Here is a 3042-nt window from a genome sequence, read left to right as displayed (position 1 = left end):
TTCGGGAGCGCGGGGCCCCAACCTTAGTGGTCTTAGGTGGGGCCCGTTGGCCCCCCGGGGCCCGCCACTACCACCGCCCGGCGGCTATGCGTTGAAACATCCCCTTGCGATAATGACGCGCTGAACACCCCTGTTGCCGCATCCTTGCCGGGATCGCGGCTTTTCTTATCCCGCGGGAGCTGCGATGGCTGAAGCTGTACGCCACGACAAGACTGCGCGCCAACTGCGGATGCTGTCCGACGCACTGGACAGCGGTCGGCTGGGCCCGGTGCGCCGCCTGGTCAACACCCTGGCCCCGGCCGAGATCGGCAACCTGCTCGAATCGCTGCCGCCGGGCAAGCGCGAGGTGGTCTGGGGCCTGGTCGATCCGGAAGATGACGGTGAGGTGCTGGTCCACGTCGGCGACGACGTGCGCGAGAGCCTGCTCGCCGACATGGACCCGGACGAGATCATCGCCGCGGTCGAAGACCTGGACATCGACGATCTGGCCGACCTGGTCGAAGATCTGCCGGACACGGTCATCGACGAAGTCCTCAAGTCGATGGACCGCGAGAACCGCGAGCGCCTGGAGCAGGTGCTGTCCTACCCCGAGGACAGCGCCGGCCGCCTGATGAACCCGGACGTGGTGACCGTGCGCGCCGACGTCAACGTTGACGTGGTGCTGCGCTACCTGCGCCTGCGTGGCGAACTGCCCGACCACACCGATCATCTGTTCGTGGTCAGCCGTCGCCATCAATACCTCGGCCGGGTGTCGCTGGCGGCACTGGTGACCCACGAGGACACCACCCCGATCAACCGCCTGATCGACGACGAGCAACCGGCGATCGATGTCGGCGAAAGCGACCAGGAGGTCGCCCGCCAGTTCTCCGACCATGACTGGATCTCCGCGCCGGTGGTGGACGACAACAACATCCTGGTCGGCCGCATCACCATCGATGACGTGGTCGACATCATCCGTGGACAGGCCGAGCACCAGGCGCTGGGCGCCGCCGGCCTGGACGAGGACGAGGATCTGTTCAGCCCGGTCTGGCGCGCCATGCGCCGCCGCCTGATGTGGCTGTCGGTCAATCTGTGCACGGCATTCCTGGCGTCCAGCGTGGTCGGCCACTTCGAGGGCACCATCGACAAGCTGGTGGCGCTGGCGGTGCTGATGCCGATCGTTGCGGGCCTCGGAGGCAACGCCGGCACCCAGGTGCTGGCGCTGATGGTGCGTGGCCTGGCGTTGGGCCAGGTGGGCGCCTCCAACGCGCGCACGCTGCTGTGGAAGGAAGTGCGGGTCGCCTTGTTGAACGGCGTGATGCTGGGTTCGGTGCTGGGCCTGATCGTACTCGCTTGGTTCCACTCGCCCGGGTTGTCGGCGGTGATCGCCATCGCGCTGACCTGCAACCTGCTGTTCGCCGCGTTGGCCGGCGTGCTGGTGCCACTGACCCTGAAACGCTTCGGCTTCGACCCGGCGCTGGCCAGCGGCATCTTCCTGACCGCCGTGACCGACTCGATGGGCTTCTTCACCTTCCTCGGCCTCGCCACCCTGGTGCTGCTGCACTGACCCTATCAAGGGTCGGATCCCCACCGCGCGGGGCGCTGACCCGATCCCAACTGGAACACCCATGGCAACGACGATCGAAAATTACTTCCAGCCCGGCTGGCGTGACCAGCAGTACACCTGCACGGCCTGCGAATGGAAGGGCAGCTCGCGCGCCATGGAGATGGAGCTGGACGAGGACGCCACCGAGTACGACTGCCCGGTCTGCGAGAACCCGCTGCTGGTGGTGCTGCACCCGGATATGGCGCAGGTGCAGGCTGCGGCCGCCGAAGGCAATGCCGAGGCACAGGAACAGCTGGACATCATCGCCAGCTTTCCGCGCCCGCAGTGACGCGGCGCATGATGCCGGGCCGACGTTGGCGGACTACGATGCAGGCGTTCTCGCCGCTTCGGAAAACCCCATGGTCCGTCTGCTGTCGCGCTGGCTGCCATTGCTGGCCCTTCTGATGATGAGCGGTTGCACTTCGCTGCCGGACAGCGCGCGTGGCCGCTTCGAAGCACGTGCGGTGAAGGTGGACGGGCACACGGCTTACTACCAGGTGTTCATTCCCGCGGGCCTGCAGGCCCGCAGCCCTGGTGGGCAGACGCCCGCAACCTCCAACGTCCCGGTCATCCTGTTCCTGCACGGTTCGGGCGAGCGCGGCGCCGATGGCATCAAGCAGACCCACGCCGGGCTGGGGCCTTATCTGCGCGAGCATCCCAACTTCCCTGCCTTGGTGGTGTTCCCACAGGTACCGGGCCATGAGGAATGGAGCGGCCGCAACAACCGTGCGGCCGTGGCCGCGCTGGACGCGACAATCGCCGAGTTCGGCGCCGACCCGGCACGGCAGTACCTGACCGGCATGTCGATGGGCGGCTACGGCAGCTGGAACATCGCCCTGGACGACCCGCGCCGCTTCGCCGCGATCGTCCCCGTGTGCGGTGCCGTGCTGGCACCACGCGCAAAGCGCCCGACCCTGTTCGTCGAGCAGGTCGCCCAGGAAACCGATCCGTATGCCGTGATCGCGCAGCGCCTGCAGCACACGCCGATCTGGATCTTCCACGGCGCGCTGGATGACGTGGTGCCTCCGGATGACGACCGCAGGCTGCATGCCGCATTCCAGAGCGCCAACGCACGCGATGTGCGCTACACCGAGTACCCGGAAGGCAATCACAATGCCTGGGACGCTACCTACGCCGACCCGGCCATGTGGGCGTGGCTGTTCGCGCAGAAGCGCTGAACCGCAGTTTCTCGTAGCTGTCAACCTGGGTTGGCATTGACTGCTCTGGTAGTTGCCAACCTTGGTTGGCATTGACTGCTCTGGTAGTTGCCAACCTTGGTTGGCATTGACTGCTCTGGTAGTTGCCAACCTTGGTTGGCACTGACTGCTCTGGTAGTTGCCAACCTTGGTTGGCATTGACTGCTCTGGTAGTTGCCAACCTTGGTTGGCATTGACTGCTCTGGTAGTTGCCAACCTTGGTTGGCATTGACTGCTCTGGTAGTTGCCAACCTTGGTTGG

The 3042-nt window shown here is 65.8% G+C and carries 3 protein-coding genes; all 3 read left to right on the top strand.

The genetic code is table 11. From position 1 onward, the window contains the following. Positions 1–184 precede the first annotated feature (184 nt). Positions 185–1546, top strand: coding sequence for a magnesium transporter (gene mgtE / locus ABE423_RS20610; RefSeq protein ID WP_010483662.1), 1362 nt, complete (start codon positions 185–187; stop codon positions 1544–1546). A gap of 61 nt (positions 1547–1607) precedes the next feature. After that, positions 1608–1874: a hypothetical protein gene (locus tag ABE423_RS20605; protein WP_253144172.1), complete on the top strand. Its 267-nt coding sequence runs from the start codon at positions 1608–1610 to the stop codon at positions 1872–1874. 70 nt (positions 1875–1944) lie between these two features. Then, the gene (locus ABE423_RS20600) at positions 1945–2763 is read left to right on the top strand and encodes a prolyl oligopeptidase family serine peptidase (protein WP_125895957.1); all 819 of its coding nucleotides are present in this window, start codon (positions 1945–1947) and stop codon (positions 2761–2763) included. The last annotated feature ends 279 nt before the right edge of the window (positions 2764–3042 follow it).

This window comes from Stenotrophomonas sp. TWI1409 (assembly GCF_039673015.1).
GTDB lineage: Bacteria > Pseudomonadota > Gammaproteobacteria > Xanthomonadales > Xanthomonadaceae > Stenotrophomonas > Stenotrophomonas maltophilia_A.
This window is presented reverse-complemented; position numbering and strand designations above follow the sequence as displayed.